The organism is Sodaliphilus sp., assembly GCF_045598405.1.
GTDB classification, from domain to species: Bacteria; Bacteroidota; Bacteroidia; order Bacteroidales; family Muribaculaceae; genus Sodaliphilus; species Sodaliphilus limicaballi.
The window spans coordinates 1-20,323 of sequence record NZ_JAZLLZ010000144.1 but is presented as its reverse complement, the minus strand read 5'-3'; the positions used below and the strand labels follow the sequence as shown (position 1 = coordinate 20,323).

Annotated in this window: 19 protein-coding genes; 14 read left to right on the top strand and 5 right to left on the bottom strand. The window is 48.1% G+C overall.

The features are described 5' to 3' along the window. Positions 1-618: 618 nt before the first annotated feature. Positions 619-1,533, top strand: coding sequence for a phosphate acyltransferase (locus tag ACKI3C_RS10185; RefSeq protein ID WP_407404670.1), 915 nt, complete (start codon positions 619-621; stop codon positions 1,531-1,533). A 44-nt stretch (positions 1,534-1,577) separates the two neighbouring features. Next, complete coding sequence (gene buk, locus ACKI3C_RS10180; RefSeq protein ID WP_407404668.1) at positions 1,578-2,639, top strand: butyrate kinase; 1,062 nt, start codon at positions 1,578-1,580, stop codon at positions 2,637-2,639. 82 nt (positions 2,640-2,721) lie between these two features. On the opposite strand, the gene ACKI3C_RS10175 is transcribed toward buk, so the two are convergent. Further along, entirely contained in the window at positions 2,722-2,913 is a 192-nt protein-coding gene (locus ACKI3C_RS10175) for a hypothetical protein (protein ID WP_407404666.1), read from the bottom strand. Between the two features lie 89 nt (positions 2,914-3,002). Here ACKI3C_RS10175 and ACKI3C_RS10170 point away from each other — a divergent pair, with 89 nt between their 5' ends. From ACKI3C_RS10170 to ACKI3C_RS10150, 5 genes are all read left to right on the top strand, one after another. After that, positions 3,003-3,635, top strand: a complete 633-nt coding sequence (locus tag ACKI3C_RS10170; RefSeq protein ID WP_407404664.1) for an HAD family hydrolase — start codon at positions 3,003-3,005, stop codon at positions 3,633-3,635. Further along, the gene (locus ACKI3C_RS10165) at positions 3,632-4,777 is read left to right on the top strand and encodes an esterase (RefSeq protein ID WP_407404662.1); all 1,146 of its coding nucleotides are present in this window, start codon (positions 3,632-3,634) and stop codon (positions 4,775-4,777) included. Before ACKI3C_RS10170 ends, ACKI3C_RS10165 begins: the two co-directional genes overlap by 4 nt. 611 nt (positions 4,778-5,388) lie before the next feature. Continuing rightward, positions 5,389-6,006 (top strand): hypothetical protein, encoded by a 618-nt coding sequence (locus tag ACKI3C_RS10160; RefSeq protein ID WP_407404660.1) that lies wholly within the window; start codon positions 5,389-5,391, stop codon positions 6,004-6,006. Between the two features lie 24 nt (positions 6,007-6,030). Then, complete coding sequence (locus ACKI3C_RS10155; protein ID WP_407404658.1) at positions 6,031-6,339, top strand: hypothetical protein; 309 nt, start codon at positions 6,031-6,033, stop codon at positions 6,337-6,339. A gap of 217 nt (positions 6,340-6,556) precedes the next feature. Further along, a complete protein-coding gene (locus ACKI3C_RS10150; protein ID WP_407404656.1) occupies positions 6,557-7,591 on the top strand; it encodes a hypothetical protein in 1,035 nt (344 codons plus the stop codon). A gap of 219 nt (positions 7,592-7,810) precedes the next feature. On the opposite strand, the gene ACKI3C_RS10145 is transcribed toward ACKI3C_RS10150, so the two are convergent. The 3 genes from ACKI3C_RS10145 to ACKI3C_RS10135 all read right to left on the bottom strand — a co-directional run bounded on the left by ACKI3C_RS10145 (position 7,811) and on the right by ACKI3C_RS10135 (position 10,705). Next, positions 7,811-8,869 (bottom strand): SH3 domain-containing protein, encoded by a 1,059-nt coding sequence (locus ACKI3C_RS10145; protein WP_407404654.1) that lies wholly within the window; start codon positions 8,867-8,869, stop codon positions 7,811-7,813. 78 nt (positions 8,870-8,947) lie between these two features. Next, the gene (locus ACKI3C_RS10140) at positions 8,948-10,054 is read right to left on the bottom strand and encodes an RluA family pseudouridine synthase (protein WP_407404652.1); all 1,107 of its coding nucleotides are present in this window, start codon (positions 10,052-10,054) and stop codon (positions 8,948-8,950) included. Between the two features lie 18 nt (positions 10,055-10,072). Further along, on the bottom strand, positions 10,073-10,705 hold the full coding sequence (locus ACKI3C_RS10135; RefSeq protein WP_407404650.1) for a PASTA domain-containing protein: 633 nt from the start codon (positions 10,703-10,705) through the stop codon (positions 10,073-10,075). A gap of 451 nt (positions 10,706-11,156) precedes the next feature. Between ACKI3C_RS10135 and ACKI3C_RS10130 the strand changes: the two genes are divergently transcribed. From ACKI3C_RS10130 to ACKI3C_RS10100, 7 genes are all read left to right on the top strand, one after another. Then, entirely contained in the window at positions 11,157-12,335 is a 1,179-nt protein-coding gene (locus tag ACKI3C_RS10130; RefSeq protein ID WP_407404648.1) for an acyltransferase, read from the top strand. 28 nt (positions 12,336-12,363) lie between these two features. Continuing rightward, positions 12,364-13,560 carry a metallophosphoesterase gene (locus ACKI3C_RS10125; protein WP_407404646.1) on the top strand — a complete coding sequence of 399 codons (1,197 nt, stop codon included), beginning with the start codon at positions 12,364-12,366 and terminating at the stop codon, positions 13,558-13,560. Between the two features lie 227 nt (positions 13,561-13,787). Next, entirely contained in the window at positions 13,788-15,911 is a 2,124-nt protein-coding gene (locus tag ACKI3C_RS10120) for a Tex family protein (RefSeq protein WP_407404644.1), read from the top strand. Continuing rightward, positions 15,908-16,651: an MBL fold metallo-hydrolase gene (locus tag ACKI3C_RS10115; RefSeq protein WP_407404642.1), complete on the top strand. Its 744-nt coding sequence runs from the start codon at positions 15,908-15,910 to the stop codon at positions 16,649-16,651. Before ACKI3C_RS10120 ends, ACKI3C_RS10115 begins: the two co-directional genes overlap by 4 nt. A gap of 70 nt (positions 16,652-16,721) precedes the next feature. Continuing rightward, complete coding sequence (locus tag ACKI3C_RS10110; protein WP_407404640.1) at positions 16,722-17,363, top strand: hypothetical protein; 642 nt, start codon at positions 16,722-16,724, stop codon at positions 17,361-17,363. A gap of 257 nt (positions 17,364-17,620) precedes the next feature. Then, positions 17,621-18,409 carry an ion transporter gene (locus ACKI3C_RS10105; RefSeq protein ID WP_407404638.1) on the top strand — a complete coding sequence of 263 codons (789 nt, stop codon included), beginning with the start codon at positions 17,621-17,623 and terminating at the stop codon, positions 18,407-18,409. Then, the gene (locus ACKI3C_RS10100) at positions 18,396-19,277 is read left to right on the top strand and encodes a DNA/RNA non-specific endonuclease (RefSeq protein ID WP_407404636.1); all 882 of its coding nucleotides are present in this window, start codon (positions 18,396-18,398) and stop codon (positions 19,275-19,277) included. Before ACKI3C_RS10105 ends, ACKI3C_RS10100 begins: the two co-directional genes overlap by 14 nt. 76 nt (positions 19,278-19,353) lie before the next feature. On the opposite strand, the gene ACKI3C_RS10095 is transcribed toward ACKI3C_RS10100, so the two are convergent. After that, the gene (locus tag ACKI3C_RS10095; protein WP_407404634.1) at positions 19,354-20,211 is read right to left on the bottom strand and encodes a hypothetical protein; all 858 of its coding nucleotides are present in this window, start codon (positions 20,209-20,211) and stop codon (positions 19,354-19,356) included. Positions 20,212-20,323 lie beyond the last annotated feature (112 nt).

Genomic DNA, 20,323 nt, shown 5'->3' with positions numbered 1-20,323 from the left:
AATTTGAAAGGTTATTGGTTATTGTTTATTGGTTATAGAAATGTTACCATTATAGCATTTGGGAAGTTAATAACCTATAGTATCAAAACATACACTTCATTAACCTTTAACCAATAACCTTTAACCACTCAAGTTGAAGCTTGCGAAACTTGAGTTATAACTATATATCAATGGGACATCTCGCGCTGATCTCACTGACTTCACTGATGAATTTTATTATATACTCAACTTTAGCATGTGAAACCATTTGAGCCTCACCTATTTGCTCCGATTAGCGTCCTACTGGACGCATCTGCTTGTTGATACTATACCCCCACCGCCACTTCGTTCGGCGGTGGGGGTTATTCAGGTATTGTCCTGCCGGACAATAAATTAGCAATATTTATTATCAACTGCTAAAGTTGAGTTATATATCCCTAAATTTCTTCGATTAGATTATCTTAGTGATCCGTGAGATTTGCGCGGGGAGTCATCAAAAAAAATCTATTGGTGTTTAGTTACCTGCGACAAACGATGGGAACTAAATAAAATTACACTTTTTAACAAAATAAATTGCGTTGAGTTGAGCGAAATAGATTATCTTTGCGTGTTAAATTAACCTACTAGTATAGCTCTAATATGAGTATAATTAAGTCTTTCGACAAGCTGAAAGAAGAACTTGTCAAAAAAAGTGTGAGAAAAAAAGTTGCCGTTGTGTGGGCAGCCGACGACTCTACCCAACAAGCAGTAGCACAGACATTGAGCGACGGATTTGTCGAAGCAGTGTTTGTGGGTTATGTGCGAGAATTGCAAGAATTACCTTTGCTGCGTCCCCATCTTGACCATATCACGTTTATCGACGCCGCCACACCCGACGAGGCAGCAGAAATCGCCGTGTCGCTGGTGCGAGAGGGCAAAGCCGACGTGCTGATGAAAGGTCTCATCAACACCGACAACCTGCTGCGTGCAGTGCTCAACAAGGAAACCGGCATACTCACGCGAGGCAATGTGCTCACCCACATTTCCGTGGCACAGTTACCAGCCTACGACAAACTGTTGCTGTTCAGCGATGCTGCCGTGATCCCCTATCCCACCCACGAGCAACGCATCAAGCAAGTGGAATATGCCGCAGCCATGGTGCGCAGCCTGGGCATTGACGAGCCACGCATATCGCTGATTCATTGCAGTGAGAAAGTGAACGAAAAGCATTTCCCTCACACAGCAGGATACAAAGAAATCGCCGCTATGGGGCAGGCAGGCTCATTCGGCCGCTGCATCGTTGACGGTCCTCTCGACGTGAAGGTGTCGTGCTGCCGCGAGAGCATGGTCACCAAAGGCTTCAGTTCGCCCATCGACGGGCAAGCCGATGTGCTCATTTTCCCCGACATCGAGGCGGGCAACACATTCTACAAGACTATCACGCTCTTTGCCGGAGCACAAACTGCTGGCGTGCTGCAAGGCCCCAACGCACCTGTGGTGCTGCCATCGCGCAGCGACAGCACGATGAGCAAATACAACAGCCTGGCAGTGGCAGTGATGAGCCTCACGCATTAATCCATTAAACTTTTAAACACTTAAACACTTAAACTTTTACTCCAATGCTGATTCTCGTAATTAACCCCGGGTCAACATCCACCAAGATAGCCGTTTACGACGGTTACACCCCTGTGCTGGTGAAGAGCATAAAGCACAAGACGCAAGACCTTGAGCACTTTGCCAAGGCAACCGACCAGTATGAATTTCGCAAACGCATTATCATAGACGAAATCAAAAACAACGACATCCCGTTCAAGTTTGATGCCGTGATAGGCCGTGGCGGGTTGACCAAACCCTTGAGCGGCGGTGTGTATGAAGTGAACGAGAAAATGATGCACGACACCTGCGACGCCGAGCACCAGCACGCCTGCGACCTGGGCTGCCTCATCGCCCACGAGATAGCAAGCGAGATACCTGGTTGCCGCAGTTTCATCGCCGACCCCGTGGTGACCGACGAACTCAATGACTATGCCCGCGTGTGCGGTTCGCCACTGATGCAGCGCAGCAGCATCTGGCACGCCCTCAACCAGCGCGCCATGGCACGCCGGTTTGCCCGCGAGCACAACACCAGCTATGAGGACGTGAACCTCATCGTGTGCCACCTGGGCGGCGGCATCTCTATAGCAGCCCATGAGCACGGCAAGGCTGTTGACGTGAACAATGCCCTTGACGGCGAAGGCCCGTTCTCGCCCGAGCGTGCCGGGACATTACCCGCCGTGGACCTGGTGAGGCTGTGCTACAGCGGACGCTTCACCGAGCAGGAGTTGCTGCAACGCATTGCCGGCAACGCCGGACTCACTGCACTGCTGGGCACTAACGACATGATGGAAGTGGACCAGCGCATCAAGAACGGCGACGAGAAAGCCAGATTCTATGTCGATGCAATGGCTTATCACATCGCAAAGAACATCACCGCCCAGGCAGCAGTGCTGTGTGGCAAGATAGATGCCATCATCCTCACCGGCGGCATGGCGCGATGGGACTACCTGGTGGAACACATCATGAAACGCGTGTCGTGGCTCGCACCCACACACATCTATCCCGGCGAGAACGAACTGGAGGCTCTGGCCCACAACGCCATTGCTGTGCTCAAAGGCAAGATTTCTCCCAAGACCTACGAATAAAGGCTACTACATCACGAAGGCGTGTCCACGAGTCGATAACTCATGGGCACGCCTTTGTGTATCAGAATAAAGGTGGGTTCTATTAATCCTCCTTGGGCCGTTGCTCTACCTCGACCTGCTTACCCACTTGCGTTTTCTTCTCCACATCATAGGGGCGCTGGGCTACGGTTTCGCCCAGCATAGACTGCTGGGTGGCTTGTTGCGCTTCCATCACTTTCATGAAGTCGATAGCGTCCTCGCTCTCGTCTTTCTTTTTAGTATATACAAATCCCATAGTTAGTGCAATTACATTATTACTATAGCAAAATTAGCAAATATTATGCCAAAAATCACTATCTTTGCAAGTAAAAAAATAATATAAACATGAAAAAGATAAAAAATATCGTTTTTGACCTGGGCGGCGTGGTGTTTGAGATTGACAAGAACCGAGCCATCGAGCATTTCAACGAGGTGGGCTTCGGTGACGCCAAGTCCTATCTTGACGCATTTGAGCAAGTGGGAATCTTCGGCCAGCTAGAGTCGGGGCAAATCACTGCCGAGGAATTTCGCGTGGAGTTGAGCAAGCTGGCAGGCAAGGAGTTGACTCACGACGAGTGCAAGTATGGATGGACTGGTTACTACAAGTGCATGCACCAGCATATACTCGACGCCATCACCGACTTGCGCAAGCAAGGTTACCGCGTGAGCCTGCTGTCAAACACTAACCCCTACATGATGGAATGGGCACGCAGCAAGGACTTCGACGGCAATGGCAATCCCGTTGACTACTACTTCGACAAGCTCTACCTGAGCTATGAATGCAAGGTGATGAAACCCGCTGCACGCATCTTTGAGATTATGATCGAGGGCGAAAACGCCAAGCCCGAGGAAACACTATTCATCGATGACAGCCCGCACAACGTGGCGGCAGCGGCAGCACTGGGCATACACACCCTCCAACCTGCCAACGGCGAAGACTGGCGCGAGAAACTAAAACAAATACTTCAAGAATCATGAAAAAGATTTATATCGCTACATTATGCGCAGCAATGGCACTCACCGCCAGTGCGCAACAGGAATTGCACGGCGGTGCTAATGGCACACCAGCAATCAACCAAGACCACACCGTGACATTCTCAATCAAGGCCCCCGAGGCCAAGCAAGTGGTGCTGCACATGGATTATCAGCGCGACACCACCATGACTCGCAACACCGACGGCACATGGACACTGACCACCGCCCCGCTGGCGCCCGAGCTATATCGCTACAACTTCGTGGTTGACGGCGTGAAAGTGCTTGACACTAACAATGTGTATAGCATCAGAGACGTATCCACCGTGATGAGCGCATTCATCATCGACGGTGACAACGCACCTTGCCCCTACAGCGTGACCAATGTGGCGCACGGCAACGTGGCGCAAGTGTGGTATGACTCTCCCTCCCTGGGCATGAAACGTCGCATGACGATATACACTCCAGCGGGATATGAAGAAGGACGCAACCGCTATCCCGTGTTCTACCTGCTGCACGGCAGCGGCGGCGACGAGACCGCATGGCTCGAGCACGGACGCGCGGCACAGATAGCCGACAACCTCATTGCCAACGGCAAGGCCGAGCCCATGATCATAGTGATGCCCAACGGCAACGTCGATGAGAAAGCAGCCCCCGGCGCTACCGAGGAAGGCCTCGTCAACCCCACCTTTGCCCACAAACAGTGGATGGAAGGCACGTTTGAAAGCTCGTTTGGCGACATCGTGAACTATGTCGATACCCACTACCGCACACTCAAGACCAAACGCAAACGTGCCATCGCCGGATTGTCGATGGGCGGTTACCACTCGCTCTACATCAGCGCCAACAATCCAAGCGACTATGGCTACGTGGGTCTGTTCTCGGCGGCAATCTATCCTATGAAAGGCGTGAAGTCGCCCATCTATGACGACCTAGAAGGTAAACTCAAAATCCAGTTCCAGCAGCGTCCGCGACTCTACTGGATAGGCATAGGCGAGGATGATTTCCTCTACAAGGACAATGCAAAGTACACCCGCATGCTCGACAAAAATCGCATACGTTACACCTACTTTGAGTCAACCGGCGGCCACGAATGGCGCAACTGGCGCAAATACCTCCTAGAGTTCATGCCGCAGCTCTTCAAGTAACCGAGAAAACAGTAAATATTCAATAGATTTTTTGCAGATTCCCCGCGCGGATCTCACTGATTTAACGGATTTTTATTGAAGAAATATTAACAACGTGAGGCTGGAAGCAAAAACGCACAAAGCTTGCTTTGGGTGTGTTGGCTTCCAGCCTCTCATTGCTTAATAAAAATCTGTAAGATCAGTGAAATCCGTGCGGGGAGTCCCATTGGTGAAAAGTTATCTCTAATTTACTGCTCTATTAATTTTTGTTAATTTGCAAACAAATCATTCCCGATATGATGTGATTATAGAAATGATTTTGTAAATTTTCAACGTTGCACATATTGTGCGGCAAGACATATTTAGAAAGCGTTAAGCTTTTCCATCTGTCGCGAATCTGGACAATTTGCTAGTAGATTGGGAAAGGTGAATGCCTCTTTGGTATCGTCTATGTACTTAATCGTCATATACCTGCCAAGAGTGTGAGTCATCGTTAGATCCATCTACTTAGGCAGTCCAGAGCCTGCGACAGGGATTAGTTTCGGAGGCTCGCACTTTTCTTTTTATGCCTTCTACATTAACAACTTTTGTTAGCCATTCCTCATCGAGCCCCAGGAATATCATGAAACGTGATGAAAAAATTTCTTTTTGCTATTGCACTTACGTCTGCAATGGGGTTGGTATCTTGCGATGAGGGAGATATTGTAAATTTTGCCCATGAGTTAACTAATTACAAATCAAGAGACTTGTTCATTGGCACCAAGGATCTCTCAGGCGAATGGCTTAATTACAACTTTTGCGATGCCACTATTGACTTAAAATGTGAACAGAGTAAAAAATACGCCTTTATAACATCTGTTGATACTACGTTTAACGATAAAGGTCTCCCAGAAAAATTCTTCTATCATGAAGATTTGAACGACTCTATTGCCAAGTATGTCGGTCCAGAATACCGTCTTCCCACACTCGCTGAGTTCCAAAATTTATTACAGCGTGCAGCCCGCCGCGAGACAACCTTCAACGGAGTTGCTGGCTATGTGTTCAAGTGCAACGACAAGACATTATTCTTCCCATACGGAACATACCTAACAGGCTCAGTTGTCTCAGGCAATAAGGGAGAAGAAAGACTTGTTTATGTATATAAACTTGCCAAGGGCGATGCCATCACCTACGATGCCGCAGGCAATAACCCCCAAAAGGCAGAACACTACATACGTCCAGTGAGAAAACTCGCAAAAGAAATGAAATAGTAAACTTAATAATCACATTATCAAATGAAAAAAGTCCTTTTATTATTATGTGTGCTAATGTCACTTACTTCATTGGCGCAAACAAAAACCACAAGAATTCAGGAAACTCAAGCACGATTGCTGGATGTAACTACTAACGCCTACGTAAAGCCTTTAACAGTAGAATTAAAGGTAATTTCGGGACGAACTGTTGACTCTTGGAAACTTTCTAAAAATGCAGTGATTAAAGAAAAGTACTCTCTTGGTATTAGATATGATAAAGATTTTACCAATTTTCATAGTGCCGGTTTAAAATTCCACTGCTTAAATGTCGCACTTGGTTATCGATTTTGATAAATAATCTTGTAGTAAATAAAAATGATGGGGGCGGGATGCAGTGGGAAATTTTCCCTGCATCCCGCCATTTTTGTTAGAATTTTGCTATCTTTGTGCTTGAAAATAGAAAATGCCTGATTTTCTTGCGGGAGGACAGGAGTGACTCGCGGGAAATCCCGCGAGCACAGAACCAAGGAACCCACGAGGATGATGATGGCGCGAAGATGGTGGCATTATGATTAAAAGCGAGACACAACACTCGATGCATCGACGGGCATTGTGGCACGATTATCGTGACCCAGGTCTCTATATGATTACCCTTGTGGTTAATGCCCGCAAGCCACTGCTTGGCACGCTGATTGAGGACAACGGGCAGGCTTATATCGAGCACAGCATGCTTGGAAAGGCAATTATCAACGAGGAGATAAACAAGATTTCCCACTTCTACCCGATGGTAGAGGTGTGGAAGATATGTGTCATGCCTGACCACATCCACATAATTTTTAACGTGAAGACGGCGATGCCCCCAGGGAAGCACCTGGGTAATGTCGTTTATGGATTTAAAACTGGATGCACCCGGGCACTGTGGAAGATAATGGCTGAGGGAGAACCCTCGCCCACACCTGGCGATCCATTTGTCGAGGGAAATTCCTCGACCACTCAACCTAGCGGTCCTGTTGCCGAGGGGTCTCCCTCGGTCATGAAGCCTCTCCTCTTTGAAAACGGCTACAACGACAAGATTCTCAAGGGAAAAGACCAGCTCAAGCACTGGAAACGATACCTTGACGACAATCCCCGTCGCCTGATGCTCAAGCGCAAGCATCCCGACCTGTTCACCGTGATGCACGATGTTACCGTCAATGGCCAGCAGTGCCAAGCCGTGGGCAACATTTTCCTGCTTGACAATCCATGCAAAGCGGCAGTTATCGTCCACAGGCGGTATAGCGACACTACATTCCAGCAACTAAAGCAAGAATGGCTTGCCGTGGGCGAAGCAGGCGGCGTGTTGGTGAGTGCGGCTATCGCTCCTCGCGAAAAAGAAGTCCTGCGCGAAGCTATGGACCGAGGGTACAGTATCATCTTGTTGCGCGAGAACGGCTTCCCTCTATTATATAAGCCTGCTGGCGAAGCATTCAACGCTTGTGCTCAAGGTGTTTTACTACAAATCAGTCCCTGGAATTACCGGAATTACCACACGGAGCGTCAGAAGATTTCTCGCGCCCAGTGCCTTGAACTAAACACTCTGGCACAGAGCATCATTCAGGAGTAGATCCTGGCCAGAGGTGAGTGCCTCAAGAGTTGAAGATGATGAAGTCTGGTTGAAACTCAACGAAGAAGGACCAGAAAAGCTTGACAAAGAGATGATGAAATGGTTAGAAGATTAAGTCAATTTTAAAAAGCAAAAATAACAATTTGGGCTGACTCATCTTTTGCGAGCCAGCCCTTTTCTTTTTTGGGAGTATTCCGATGTGCAATTATTTGATGGGAGTTATGGACATGTGGTGAGGGGGTTGGAGCACAGATCTTCTCTCTGCATCCAGCCTTCTTTCCGGGTTGTGGTTTCACGCACTTTTATCCACCCGTCGTGCAGCTCAATGGGTTCCACGACAACGTCTTCGGTTATAGTCATCAGCACCTTGCTGTTCTTGCTGGGGGTAGCGTGGAGCTTTGCATTGCCTCTGCCGTTGGCACCCAGGGCGGAGGCGTTTATCCAGTAGTGGCCGGTAGATGAACCTTTGAGGTTTATGATCTCGCTATCATCGCCATTAGGGATAATCATGTTATCATGAATAAGGCACCAGCCATTTTCAACCTTCAGAATGTCTAGGGTGTAGTTTTTGTCGTTTATGGTTGAGAATACCACCTTCCCGCCGGGTGCGTTGCAAATTTCAACTTTATGGCTTGTCACGAAGAATTCCTCTGGACTATTGTCTTCTTTCTTGAAATCGAAAGACATGCCGTTCCATGTGAGTGTGTGGTAAACTGGGTCATAAAGATCTACTGTCTCGCACACGGTGATATCTTTGCCCTCGCGTGGGAGTTGCAGGAAATAGTGGCTGTCCATGGGGTTGGGCATGCCGTTGAAGGGAGGGGTAGCCATGGGCACAAGCTGTTTTTTTACCTCGTCGTACAGGTAGGCGCGGAAACCGGTTTCGGTATTGTAGGTGTCGGTGTCGGCCTCTCCATACTGGAATGTGCTGTAGTAGCCCCATGCTGACGACTGTGGATTTACTTTCTTGCCGAAACTGGTTGCGCGGTATGACAGGATGACGAGCCTCTTTTTGTCACTGCGGTTCCAGTAAGACACATTGTAGGTCACGCTACCATCGCCCTCTTCGTGAAAGCAGAAGTAACCGTGAGGCTTGTCGAAAACGGGATCGCCGGACCATTCGTTGGGCTTTGTTTGGAAAATGGCTGTAACGAATTGCTCGATGCCCACGCCGCCTTTCACGTTGAAGGATTTGCCATAGCTGTTCCATAAACGCGTTTGTCCCAATGCGCTGATGTGCAATGCGAGCAAGAGCGAAAATAGAAGAATTTTCTTCATGATTCTGTTAGTATTATTTTGTTAGTTATTCTACAATAATGCAACACAGTGTCTTGCCTCACGCCATTGGTGTGATGGTTACCTTAACGCATTAGCATAGTCGCGCCATTTCTGGATGAGGCATTCCATGTCTTGGGGCAGCTCGCTGTCGAAGTCCATTTGCTGGCCGGTGGCGGGATGCACGAATCCCAGCGTCTTGGCATGCAGTGCCTGGCGCGGGCACAGGGCGAAGCAGTTGTGGATGAACTGGGCATACTTGCTGCTGGTGTTGCCGCGCAAGATCTGGTCGCCGCCGTAGCGCTCGTCGTTGAACAGCGGGTGGCCTATGTGTTTCATGTGGACGCGTATCTGGTGAGTGCGGCCTGTCTCGAGCTGGCAACGCACCACTGCCACGTGGGCAAGGTTTTCGAGGGTGTGGTAGTGTGTCACGGCATGCTTGCCCATGTCGCCGTCGGGGAACACGCACATCTGCAAGCGGTCACGCAGGCTGCGGCCTATGTTGCCGGTCACGGTGCCGTCGTCCTGTTTCATCTCGCCCCACACCACGGCTATGTACTGGCGCTTGGTGGTCTTGTTGAAGAATTGCAGTCCCAGGGCGGTCTTGGCACGCGGTGTTTTAGCCACTACAAGCAGTCCCGACGTGTCCTTGTCGATGCGGTGCACGAGGCCCATTCGCGGGTCGGTCACGTCATAGTCGGGGTTGTCCTTAAAGTGCCAGGCTAGCGCGTTGACCAGCGTGCCATCGTAGTTGCCGTGGCCGGGATGCACGCACATGCCAGCGGGCTTGTTTACGACAAGCAGCTCGTCGTCCTCATAGACGATGTTGAGTGGAATGTCTTGTGCCACGATCTCGTTCTCATAGCGCGGGCGGTCCATGACCACGCTGATGACGTCGTCGGGGTGGACGCGGTAGTTAGACTTGACAGGTCGTCCGTTCACGCGAATGCATTGCGCGTCGGCAGCATTCTGTATGCGGTTGCGTGATGTGCCCTTGATGCGTTCCACAAGGTACTTGTCGATGCGCAGCAGCACCTGGCCTTTTTCCACTTCAAAGCGGTAGTGCTCCCAGTAGTCGCGTCCGTTCTCGGTGAAGTCGGGGTCGGCAAAGTCGAGCTGGATTGGGGAGGTGTTGCCGTCCTGTTCCAGTTCGTCGTCGATGAAGGAGTTGTTCATGTTGTCGCTCATAGTGTTATACCTGCGTCATTACAACTCAAAGTCCTCGTCGGCCATGCTGTCGATGAGTTCGTCTCTCTTTGTCCCCAGGAAGTCGTCGTCGAGTCCGGTATTGAGCGAGCCGTCGCCCACGGTGATGTGTATGCGTGCATTGATAGCCACGCCATTGCCAGGTATAACGGGACGGCCATCGACAAGAACCTTGACCACTTCCATCTGCTTTGACGGCACTGTGTCAACTTCGATATACTTGAATCCCATGTCGCGCAGCTTGCTCTGTGCCATGCTGAGCGAGATCTCTGTAACCTTTGGGAAGGACACGATGCGGGGGTGCATTGCGTTGACGTAAAGGAATACCGGGCGCACGGCCTTGATATAGGACCCGGTCTTGGGATCCTGGTCGGTTATGTATCCCGGCTTGAAACTCTCGTTGAAGTTGGTTGAGTCCGAAATCTCCCATGCAAGTCCCGCGTCCTCGAGTTTCTGGATTGCTTCTTCAAGCGGCATGTTGCGCACCTCGGGCACGAGTTTCTCTTGCCCATGAGATGTGAACACGTCGATAAATAGCATTGCAATAAAAATAGACGCTATGAGCGCTACTATGATGAGTACAGAGTTCACCAGGTAGGGATGGCGGTCTTGGAAGGGAGCTTTCTTTGTCATCTGTTTTTTCGTAATTGTGTAAATTCAATCTGCAAAGATAGTGAAACTAGTTTGCAATTCAAAATGAAATGTTGTTTTTTTTCAGGGCAACCGCATCAAAATTGCAAAATTTCAAAATTGCATTCTGTCCGCAGGACTGTACCTTTGATAACCGTGTAGGCGCACAGGGGCGAAGCTCCAAGAGCCTGCACGGAAAGAATACCACTCTAAACTTAATGAAAATCGGTAGCGTCTTCCAGACGCCATTATATACAGTTCTTTACCCCGCACCTCCCCTACTACGCTGTGCTTGTAGTATGTACGGGATTATCGCAGGTAATGCCCTGCGGACACGTATAACTGCAACAATTTTGATGCGGTTGCCTTGAAATTAATGCCAATTTTTGGTTAATCATATTTTTTTTTGTACCTTTGACAATTAAAACTAAAAATTATATAAATCTCAACAAATATGAAAAAAGAAGAAGTAATGACTCCCGTGGAATTTTTAGATATTTGTCCTATTGCCGACAAAGATTTCCACAACGAGATGTCTATCTTGGTCGAAGAGCCTGCCCTACGTTCGATTTTGAGCCTGATTGCTCCCCAATATACATTTTCGCAACTCAAAAAGATCTTGCTTAGCCTCAACTCGAAGCATGAGTTCCAGTCGATAGTGATGAAGCAGATAGTGGAAGGCTTTATCGAGAAGACCACTGCTGGCCTCACCTGGAGCGGCCTGGAGATGATGGACAAGGAAACATCTTACACTTATATCACTAACCACCGCGACATCGTGCTCGATGCCACACAACTGGGTTATATCCTCGTGGCCGACGGACGTGAGTCGTGCGAAGTGGCCATTGGCAACAACCTGCTCATCTACGACTGGATCAAGAAACTGGTGCGTCTCAACCGCAGCTTCATCGTGAAACGCAACCTGGGCAAGATTCAGACCCTGCAGGCTGCTATCCAGCTGTCAAGCTACATGCACTTTGCAGTGACCCAAAAGAAGAAATCAATATGGATCGCTCAGCGTGAAGGACGCTGCAAGGACAGCAATGACCGCACGCAGGAGAGCCTGGTGAAGATGCTCACCTATGGCAACCGTGAGAAGTCTATTGTGGAAAGCCTCAAGGAGATGAACATCGCTCCCATCGCATTGAGTTATGAGTATGATCCCAACGATTACCTCAAGGCAAAGGAATTCCTCATGAAGAGCAAGAACCCCAACTGGAAGAAGGCTCCCGAGGACGACCTCATCAGCATGCAGACGGGACTCATGGGTTACAAGGGCCATGTGCACTATGCATTCGCACCGTGCATCAACGAGGAACTCGACAAGATTCCTGCCGACCTCGACAAGATGCTCACCGTGAACCGCATATGCAGCATCATCGACCATGCTATACACGAGAATTACAAGATCTTCAAGACCAATTACATCGCTCACGACATCCTCTTCGACAACAAGGAGTTTGCCGATAAATATACCGAGGAAGACAAGGAAGCGTTCACCAAGTATCTGGGCGACCAGATCGACAAGGTGCAGGACATCAAACTCTCCGACTTTGACCGCTTCTACATGTACAACAAGATGTTGCAGATGTATTCTAATCCTCTCACCAACCAGGTGGAGGCAATGAAGTGATTGAATAAGAAACAAGATAGGAACAAATATGCGTATATTCTGGTTGCCATTTGTTGTAGTAATCCTTTTAGTGTTTTTTCTTGACTGGATCATCTCCAGCAAGTTGTGGAAAACCGGAAAACGTTATGCCCGCGTGTTGAGCGTGCTCAATGTCGTGGCTACGGTAGGTACCATGGCAACGGTGTTCGTCATGTTGGGCACACAACCCACATCAAAGTCCTTGTTCGTTGGCCACATGGCCACAACGGCAAGGGCTTTGCTGGCATTCATGCTGGTGCTCATCCCCAAATTGCTGTGGGGAGTGTTCTATGGCCTGGGCTGCATCAAGTGGCTGCGCGACGACTTCAAGACCATGCTCAAATCGGCAGGTATGGGAGTGGGAATAATCACTTTCATCGTGATGCTGCTGGGCAGTGTGTCCACGCCCTATAAGGTGGCGGTGACCAGGGTGGATCTTGATTATTCGGCCTTGCCCGCGGCATTCGACGGCTATCGCATTGTTCACATCAGCGACGCCCACCTTGGTGCCTATGCTGGCGACACCTCTTTTTTCGCGCGGTGCGTTGACAGCATCAACACGCTCAATCCCGATGCAGTGTGCTTCACTGGCGACCTGGTGAGCATGACCGCTGAAGAGGCAAAGCCTTTCGTGGGGCTGATGTCGCGCATCAAGGCTCGTGACGGAGTGTACTCCATTCTGGGCAACCATGACTATGCCGAGTATATGCGCATGCTCACCGACGAGGAAAAGGAAGCCGACGTCAAGGAACTGTGTGCCATGCAAAACCGTGCTGGTTGGACACTGCTCGACAACTCCTCTACCCTAGTGAAACGCGGCAGCGATAGCATTGCAATCGTGGGCACTGCCAACTATGGCGACCCTCCCTTCCCCGTCTATGGCGACTACGGTGTGGCAACCCAGGGGCTCAAGGGGGTGTTTAAAGTGCACTTGCAGCACAACCCCTACATGTGGCGCAAAGTTCTCGTGGGCAAAGAGGAAGCTCCGCTCACCCTGTCGGGGCACACGCATGCCATGCAGTTTGTGTTCAACATGTTCGGCCAGCGCTGGTCACCTGCCAGTTGGCGTTATCCCGAATGGGGCGGACTATACAGCGAGGGCGAGCAAAAGCTCTACGTCAACACAGGCCTAGGCATGGCTGGCCCCCCGTTCCGCATAGGCATCTTGCCCGAGATAACCCTCATCACCCTCCACCGCAAGAAATAAGTCCTTCGTTTTTCCTTAAGAAAACCAATAAAATGTCATCGTCATCGTAGCGAAGCGCATCGTCATCGTTAAAATAGTCATCGTCATCGTAGCGAAGCGCATCGTCATCGTTAAAATAGTCATCGTCATCGTAGCGAAGCGCATCGTCATCGTTAAAATAGTCATCGTCATCGTAGCGAGCAAAGCGAGCGTATCGTAGCGAAGCGCATCGTCAAAAAAAAAAAACTATGTCAAAGATTTCCTCTATCATATCGCAGGAACTTCACCTGCCCGTCAACCAGGTTGACAACACCGTGAGTCTGCTCGACGACGGTTGCACAGTACCCTTCATCAGCCGTTACCGCAAGGAGGCCACTGGCGGACTCGACGATGTGGCAATACAGTCAATCGACATGCGTCTCAACTACTACAAGGAACTTGAGAAACGCCGTGCCACAATCCTCAAAACCATAGAGGCACAAGACAAGCTCACTCCTGAACTTGCCAACCGCATAAACAACTGCTGGGACGCTACCACGCTCGAGGACATCTACTTGCCTTACAAACCCAAACGCCAAACTCGTGCCGAAGCAGCCCGCAAGCGCGGACTCGAGCCACTGGCACGCATCATCATGGCACAACATGGCGACAACATCGAGCAGCGAGCTGCCAAGTTCATTAACGAAGAGGTGAAGACCGCCGACGATGCCATTGCCGGTGCGCAGGACATCATTGCCGAGTGGGTGAGCGAGAACGAGACTGTGCGCAATGCCGTGCGCCGTTCGTTCCGATATGACGCAGTGCTCACTTCCCACTATGTCAAAGGCAAGGAGATAGAAGGACGCAACTATGAGAATTACTATGAGTTCTCACAGCCCTTGAAACGCGTGTCGTCGCACCAGTTGCTCGCCATTCGCCGCGGCGAGAAGGAAGGATATCTCAAGGTGGCAATAGGCATTGACGATAACCGCGCGCTCGACAACATAGGCCGCATCGTGGTCAAGGGCAAGGGAGAGGCTGCCCAGCTGGTCGATGAAGCCGCAGAGGATAGTTTCAAGCGACTCATCAAACCGTCGATTGAGACCGAGTTTGCCGCTGCTGCCAAGGCAAAGGCCGATGAGCAGGCAATCGACACCTTCGCCATGAACGTGCGCCAGTTGCTCTTCGCTCCGCCGCTGGGACACAAGCGTGTGCTTGCCGTGGATCCGGGATTCCGCACAGGCTGCAAGGTCGTCGCCCTCGACGAGCAAGGAAACCTGCTGCACCACGATGTGATGTATCCCACTGCTCCGGCCAACGACATCGAGGGGGCTACCAAACTGGTGCTTGACCTCGTCAACAAATACGACATCAAGGACATTTCGCTGGGCAACGGCACCGCTAGCCGCGAGACCGAGCGTTTCCTCAAACGCATCAACTATGGCGCTCGCCGTGTTAACGTGCACGTGGTGAGCGAGAACGGAGCATCAATCTACTCGGCATCAAAGATTGCACGCGACGAGTTCCCCGATAAGGATGTGACCGTGCGCGGCGCAGTGTCGATAGGACGGCGTCTCATCGACCCGCTGGCCGAGCTCGTGAAGATTGACCCCAAGTCGATAGGCGTGGGACAATACCAGCACGATGTGGACCAGAACCGTCTCAAAGAGGCTCTCAACTACACCGTCGAGAGTTGCGTGAACAGTGTGGGCGTGAACATCAACACTGCCAGCAAGGAACTGCTCACCTATGTGGCTGGACTAGGCCCTGCCATTGCACAGAACATCGTGAATTATCGCGCCGAGAATGGCGACTTCAAGACCCGCCGCGATATACTCAAAGTGCCCAAACTGGGTGCCAAGACGTTCACCCAGGCTGCCGGCTTCTTGCGTGTGCCCGAGAGCGACAATCCACTTGACAACTCGGCAGTTCACCCCGAGCGTTATGCTCTCGTGGAGCAGATGGCACACGACTGCAAGTGCACCGTGGAACAGCTCATCAAGGACAAGGAGTTGCGCAACAAGATTGACCTCAATCGCTACGTTAAGGGCGACGTGGGTATGCCCACGCTCCTAGACATCATGGTCGAACTCGAGAAACCGGGACGCGACCCGCGCCAACAAGTCACCGAGTTTGAGTTTGACGACAACGTGAACACCATCGAAGACCTGCGTGAAGGCATGGAACTCAACGGCATAGTGACCAATGTCACCCAGTTTGGAGCATTTGTCAACATCGGAGTCCACAAGGAAGGGCTCGTGCACGTGTCCCAGCTGGCAAAGAAACGTGTCGATAACCCAGCCAGCGTGGTCAAGGTGAACCAGCACGTGCGTGTGAGAGTGCTCAGCGTGGATGTCGAGCGACAGCGCATTGCATTGACAATGAAACTGTGAGGGTAACTTGCATCGGACATAGCGGATTTGCGATAGAGACGGGCGAAGTGACGCTCATCTTTGACTACTACACCGACGAGCACAACGTCTTGCCGGCGATACTCGAGCGGGCACGGCGCATCTACGTGTTTGTATCGCACAGCCATCGTGACCACCTCAACCACGACATCTTCTCGTGGCAGAACCGTTATCCTGTGCAACGCTATGTGATAGCCAACGAGTGCCGCCGCAAGCTGGGACGGTCGCTATCGCTCGACGATTATCCATTCACATTCCTTCACCACGACGAGGACTACATCGACGATTCATTGAAGGTGCATGCCTTCAACTCTACCGACGTGGGCGTGTGCTTCATGGTCGATGTGGAAGGCCGCCGCATCTTCCATGCCGGCGACTATAACTGCTGGCACTTCGAGCAAGAACGTAGCGAACAAGACGTGAAGAAAGCGATAGGCGATTTCAAAGTGATTTTGCAGGCCATCGTCACTCATGTGAGCACCACAGTTCCTGCCCCTGGCCATGACGGGCGTGTGGACCTCGCCATGTTCCCCGTCATCCCCAACATAGGCGGCGACTTCGCCCTAGGCGCAAGGCTCTACCTCCAGGCCGTAAAGACCCATGTCTTCATCCCCATGCACACCTGGGGCCGCAACCGCGAAGCCACCCAGTTCCACCTCTACCAGTCACCTTACAGCACAACCTACCAAGCCCTCTTGGCAGGTGAAGAATTTACTGCTTGAAAAATCAAGTGAGGAAATTATTATACCTACTCGAATTCCTGTAAGTACTTGGTAAAAGCCATTAGCAGGTATGATTGTTGCCGGGCTAATTGATGTCGACACAGTGCGACCAGAAATCAAGGCAGGACGTTACATCGTCCGCAGTACTAACTGTTTCAATCAAGATGAACTGCCAGATTTTTCTAAGCAGGAACTCCTCAACAACTTCTTGTTCGGGAACATCAGACCAGAGCACATGCTTCAAGATGTTGTGCTCGGAGTCATTGACCTAACCGAGGAGGACAATTCTAATAACAAGGAGAAGCCAACGATTCTTATCCAACGAGGTCGCTTCTTCAAAAAACCGTTAGCCAGCGACACTAACATCGATGATATCAACGATGATGACCTTTATGAGGTTGAGTTAAAGAACCTGGACCGTGAGGATAATGTTATCGTCCTGCCGTTGCGCCAAGAGATATTCAATCAGTTGAAACGCAACACAGCCTTGTTTATCCACAAGACTCCTTACACCCATTTCATCTTGAACATCAACGATATTGCACCTGTTACTTTTAATGTTGTCGTTTGTTTCTGTGGTAACAAGCAGAGGATTTTCACGCTTGAAAGAACAAACCGCATCATACTCCCCGAACCCAATTACACGGGTACAGGCGAAAACAACCACGACGGTATATTATTGATCCTTAGAAATGAAATAAAGACCGATTAAGCACTATTTATGCAAGTTTTTTTGTAACTTTGCAGTGTCAACATAGTTGACGAGACATTGAGGACAAATAATTCATTAGTCTATCTAACTAAAGAAAAAGTAGGAAATTTTCAAAAGCAACAGGATAGATTAGTGGTTCTCGCTATATGCGTGGGCTTCTAATCGTTGGTTGCGTGGTTTACCTACTTTGCCATTTAGTTGACGTGAGGGAGTCCACTTTTTATAATCAGAGTTTAACTTTTCTATTATTATGGTTTATGTATTTTAGAAAAAAGATTTATAATATAATTGAACCTAAATACAACAATAAAGATAGTATAATATCAAGAGTATATGATTGGTGCATGATGATCGCAATTTTTGTTGCACTTATTCCTCTTATGTTTAGAGAAAACAACACGATATTTTACTATTTTGATATAATACCATGTGCTTTTTTTATTGTTGACTATGTTTTAAGATGGATAACCGCTGATTATCGTATGTCAAAGCGCGGTGTCTGGGCATTTATAATATACCCTTTTACACCTATGGCAATTATAGACTTGATTTCGATCCTTCCTACTTTTAACTTCGCTAGAGATGCGTTCAAGATTACCCGAGTTATTCGTCTCTTAAAAATAATCAGGGTAATTAAAGTCGTTCGCTATTTTGAACCGTTACGCCTAGTAATGAATGTGATAAAAAAACAGCGTGTAATTCTCGCAACCGTTTTTGCATTGGCGATTTTTTATGTTTTTATTACGGCTTTGATAATGTTTAATGCAGAGGAACAAATTAATCCTTCTACTGGTGATTATCTTTTCTTGACCTTTTTTGACGCATTCTATTGGGCGGCTTGTACACTTACAACTGTAGGATATGGTGATATTTACCCTATTTCTTTTGTTGGACGAATAATAAGCATTATATCAGCAGTAGTTGGTATAGCTATTATCGCATTGCCATCAGGTATCATTACTGCTGGCTATATGGAAGAAGTCCGCAATAAAAAGAATAAACAGAAAAGGTACAACCATAAAAAGAAGCCAAATGAAGATGTGTAGAAAAATAAAGACATCTAAATACACATTTTACGCAGTACTAGCTTTTTGTTTTTGCGTTATATACAATGTCTATGGTAACCATCATTCAACAAAATCAAAGAGCGATGTTTCTGTTCTTTCCCAACAAGATATTAATCGTCAAACGATAACTGAGGCGATATCAGATGAAAATATTGCTGTTGACTTCTCTTATGTAGGAACAGTAAATCCTATTGAGGGAATTGATGAACTTATTCTTGAACGCACTTCATATATCGTATCTTATAATTCCGAAACTAAATGTCCAAATTGGGTCGCATGGAGGCTAACCAGAGAACATACATCTGGAGACGTTATTCGAATGGGCAATGCATTTCATGAAGATATGGAAGTTCCAGAGCCAAGGGCTAATAATAGTGATTACCGAAAAAGCGGCTTTTCTCGAGGACACATGTGCCCTGCTGGTGATAATAAATGGAGCAAAGAAGCAATGTATGAGACATTTTTGCTTTCTAACATTTGTCCTCAAAATAGTAATCTTAATAGTGGCGTTTGGAATCAAATTGAGATATCATGCAGACAATGGGCAGAACGATATGGCGATATATATATAATTTGCGGTCCAATGTTTTTGAAAAGTCATGAGCGCCATTACATTGGGGAATCTCAAGTTTCTGTTCCTGATGCCTTCTTTAAAGTTATTCTTTGCTTAAATCAACCTAAAGCAATAGGCTTTGTTTGCCGTAATAGCGATGGCAACAAAAAGAAGGATATGTATGTCAATACCCTAAATGAAGTTGAGCGATTAACTGGACTATATTTCTTCCCATTGCTTGATAAAGATATAAGAAAACTCGTTGATAATCAAGCAGACATCAACGAGTGGTAACTTTTTTATAAAACATTAGAGTTCTTGTCACAGAATTACATTCTAATATTTTACATTATCTTGCTATTTTAATAATTTATAGTTCAAATGCGTTTGAGTCTTCAAACCCCTTCTTAGGTTCATCTTCATCTTTATCAAAATAATATAGATTTACCGATGTTCCGTATTCATCTACCTTTAGTTCTAACTGAATACTTGTATGTTCGTCCTCAAATCCGATATCGGTTGTACCATCAAATGTAATATATTGAGAGTAAGCATTTATTAAATGATCTTTTAAGAATTTGTATGTTCGAACCTCACTACTGCCACCAGAGTAGGAACCGAACATGGCATCAAATACAATCGAACTAAAATGACCTTTATCGTTGAAGCTTAATATTGCAAATGCCCAGTCAACACCACCAAAAGAGCAATCGTGTATTGAGATAGAACCAAATCCGTTATCTTCAAATGATATTCCTTTGTTTTGCAACTTATTTTTTACTTCTTGGCGTTTGGACAACAGTTCAATACCCCAAAAGCATCTCTGTATTTGTTTATTCTCGGTTGGGGTTGACTCGGATAACTGAGCTGATTTTACGTCGACGTCAGGACTCATACTCTGAGTATTATTGTCATCTACAAAATTACTATCATCAATCCAACCAAGACCATATGCTAGGCATTTAATAGAATAAACAACGTTTTCCTGTTGAAATCCTGTCTTATTTGCAAATTGATGCGCCATTTTTTTGCAGTCACTATCAAATTTTCCATGCTTAATCAATTGTCCAAAAAAACCTTCTTCCGCCATCACTTTAAAGATATATTTGGCAGAAGGATAATCTTGATATGCAGAGAAATCGCTTAAGATATTTACAAACTTTATATCAAAAATTTTGACATTAGTTAATTCAATAACATTCGGCTCAGTAGATATTTTCCGTGGCAATCCACAGCACTGATTACCCAAATATCAGAGTGCAACGGTAGAGATAGAAGGGTAAGTCACGCACGCCTCTTAGCTCAGAGCGGAATCCCTTCATTTTTGAGTTGAGAGACTC

Bases quoted from the DNA above. Each gene is read 5' to 3' on its own strand.
- ACKI3C_RS10140 (WP_407404652.1), bottom strand. From the start codon at position 10,054: ATGAGCGACAACATGAACAACTCCTTCATCGACGACGAACTGGAACAG.
- ACKI3C_RS10110 (WP_407404640.1), top strand. From the start codon at position 16,722: ATGATTGTTGCCGGGCTAATTGATGTCGACACAGTGCGACCAGAAATC.
- ACKI3C_RS10100 (WP_407404636.1), top strand. From the start codon at position 18,396: ATGAAGATGTGTAGAAAAATAAAGACATCTAAATACACATTTTACGCA.
- ACKI3C_RS10160 (WP_407404660.1), top strand. From the start codon at position 5,389: ATGAAAAAATTTCTTTTTGCTATTGCACTTACGTCTGCAATGGGGTTG.
- ACKI3C_RS10150 (WP_407404656.1), top strand. From the start codon at position 6,557: ATGATTAAAAGCGAGACACAACACTCGATGCATCGACGGGCATTGTGG.
- ACKI3C_RS10105 (WP_407404638.1), top strand. From the start codon at position 17,621: ATGTATTTTAGAAAAAAGATTTATAATATAATTGAACCTAAATACAAC.
- ACKI3C_RS10135 (WP_407404650.1), bottom strand. From the start codon at position 10,705: ATGACAAAGAAAGCTCCCTTCCAAGACCGCCATCCCTACCTGGTGAAC.
- ACKI3C_RS10120 (WP_407404644.1), top strand. From the start codon at position 13,788: ATGTCAAAGATTTCCTCTATCATATCGCAGGAACTTCACCTGCCCGTC.
- ACKI3C_RS10185 (WP_407404670.1), top strand. From the start codon at position 619: ATGAGTATAATTAAGTCTTTCGACAAGCTGAAAGAAGAACTTGTCAAA.
- ACKI3C_RS10130 (WP_407404648.1), top strand. From the start codon at position 11,157: ATGAAAAAAGAAGAAGTAATGACTCCCGTGGAATTTTTAGATATTTGT.
- ACKI3C_RS10165 (WP_407404662.1), top strand. From the start codon at position 3,632: ATGAAAAAGATTTATATCGCTACATTATGCGCAGCAATGGCACTCACC.
- ACKI3C_RS10175 (WP_407404666.1), bottom strand. From the start codon at position 2,913: ATGGGATTTGTATATACTAAAAAGAAAGACGAGAGCGAGGACGCTATC.
- buk (WP_407404668.1), top strand. From the start codon at position 1,578: ATGCTGATTCTCGTAATTAACCCCGGGTCAACATCCACCAAGATAGCC.
- ACKI3C_RS10170 (WP_407404664.1), top strand. From the start codon at position 3,003: ATGAAAAAGATAAAAAATATCGTTTTTGACCTGGGCGGCGTGGTGTTT.
- ACKI3C_RS10125 (WP_407404646.1), top strand. From the start codon at position 12,364: ATGCGTATATTCTGGTTGCCATTTGTTGTAGTAATCCTTTTAGTGTTT.
- ACKI3C_RS10145 (WP_407404654.1), bottom strand. From the start codon at position 8,869: ATGAAGAAAATTCTTCTATTTTCGCTCTTGCTCGCATTGCACATCAGC.
- ACKI3C_RS10155 (WP_407404658.1), top strand. From the start codon at position 6,031: ATGAAAAAAGTCCTTTTATTATTATGTGTGCTAATGTCACTTACTTCA.